Source organism: Acinetobacter parvus DSM 16617 = CIP 108168 (assembly GCF_000368025.1).
GTDB classification, from domain to species: domain Bacteria; phylum Pseudomonadota; class Gammaproteobacteria; order Pseudomonadales; family Moraxellaceae; genus Acinetobacter; species Acinetobacter parvus.
This window is the reverse complement of sequence record NZ_KB849211.1, coordinates 332390-333889: the sequence shown is the minus strand read 5'-3', so window position 1 is coordinate 333889 and position 1500 is coordinate 332390. Positions and strand designations below refer to the sequence as shown.

At 37.9% G+C, this 1500-nt stretch carries 3 protein-coding genes; all 3 read right to left on the bottom strand.

Features of this window, described 5'->3' with window-relative positions:
- Positions 1 to 22: 22 nt before the first annotated feature.
- The 3 genes from F988_RS03705 to F988_RS03695 all read right to left on the bottom strand — a co-directional run bounded on the left by F988_RS03705 (position 23) and on the right by F988_RS03695 (position 1152).
- Positions 23 to 232: a hypothetical protein gene (locus F988_RS03705; RefSeq protein ID WP_004681134.1), complete on the bottom strand. Its 210-nt coding sequence runs from the start codon at positions 230 to 232 to the stop codon at positions 23 to 25.
- 16 nt (positions 233 to 248) lie between these two features.
- Positions 249 to 746 (bottom strand): hypothetical protein, encoded by a 498-nt coding sequence (locus F988_RS03700; RefSeq protein ID WP_004681133.1) that lies wholly within the window; start codon positions 744 to 746, stop codon positions 249 to 251.
- Between the two features lie 112 nt (positions 747 to 858).
- The gene (locus tag F988_RS03695) at positions 859 to 1152 is read right to left on the bottom strand and encodes a hypothetical protein (RefSeq protein ID WP_004681132.1); all 294 of its coding nucleotides are present in this window, start codon (positions 1150 to 1152) and stop codon (positions 859 to 861) included.
- Positions 1153 to 1500 lie beyond the last annotated feature (348 nt).

The window sequence follows — 1500 nt, the reverse complement described above, 5'->3', positions numbered from 1 at the left end:
TGACATTATTTCAATGAGTTATCTATTTTTGTCGTGTACAGAGATATTTTTTATATTCCTGATATTGTGCTGTACTTTTTATCGCAGCTTGAATTTTTTCACGTTGTTGTGCAGTTTCACGACGTACTTGGCTACGTTTACGTTGCCAACGATCATGCTGTGATTGGGTTTCGGCATCAAGTAAATAAAGAACGGCTGCTCCGATAGCAACACCTGCGAGTATTGGTAGCATTTCATTTCCCCTTTGTTCAACCAACATCTTTTAGATCTAATTGTGGACGAGATAGATCAATACCAAATTGATGATACGCATCCATGAGTGTTTGATTTAAACGTGAGGTTTCTTCACGGTTTAACTCAATTTGTTTAAGCATCTGTTGCCACACTGACATCAATGTCGTTTTGTTCGTTGGATCTTGTTCTTGTGCAATCAAATTTAAGATCATTATGCATTGCTCTTGGGCATGATCTTGCTGTTGTTTTTGCAAGGCAATAAATTGCTTATTGTGTTTTAAGCAAGTTTTGAATGCGCTAGATAATGCATCAATACGTTTGATTTCTTTCTTATGATTGAGCTCAATCTCTGCACGTATGATCTTTGACTGCTCATGCATTTGTTTGCGTTGAAATTCTAATTCAGCAACAGCACGTTTATAGTGTGCAATTTCACTCACCATATTACTAACGGCTTTAATGCCTTCTTGTACTGCCATTAAGCCCGCAGTTTGTGGAACTAAAGGATTCATTAATATTTCTCCATACGCTTTTAAACGTCAAATGAATGGTGCGATTTAGCAACTGAAAAGGATGTAAATAATCAATGGATACAATACAAAATCCATGGTTTTTTTCCTGTTTTTATTTTTTGAGCAGGCTGAAGTCCCGGTTGCGGAACATGGTCAGGACTTTGCCATTGGTGGCTGTGACCAAATGCATGCCATTCATATTTTTAAGCATCGGGCAAATATCGGCATACTTATTTATTTCTTTATGACCAATGCTGTAGTAAATCGCATGGCGGTGAAATTGTTTACGACCAAAACGTAATAAGTGTGCAATATGCTGTTGCTGTATACCGCGTTGTGTACGTCGTTTATAGGCATGTACGCTTAAGCCTAATGCAATATCTTCGAAATTCAAATAACACGTCATTTTCTTACCCTCTAGTTCGCTTGGTGTATAGAGAATAAGAGATATTTTTGATTTATTTTTTAAACGTAAGCTTATAAAAAGCCATCAAGATGGTGTCTTGATGGCTTTTAAAATTGCTTATTTAGGGAAGTTGTCAACGGCATTCTAAAACTGACCCCTTTTACCTTACAAATGGCGAAGTAAAATTGCCCCCCTTTGATCTCGTATTAAGTTTCAACCTGGGGCTGAATCCCTTATCTACAGGGAAGTATCCAAAACAGATACTATCGAGGGTTCACGTCTAACTCAAGCAAAGCTTTCGTCTTGCACTCGGGCAAAGCAGTGCTTTGCTGTTCCTCGTTCATCCCT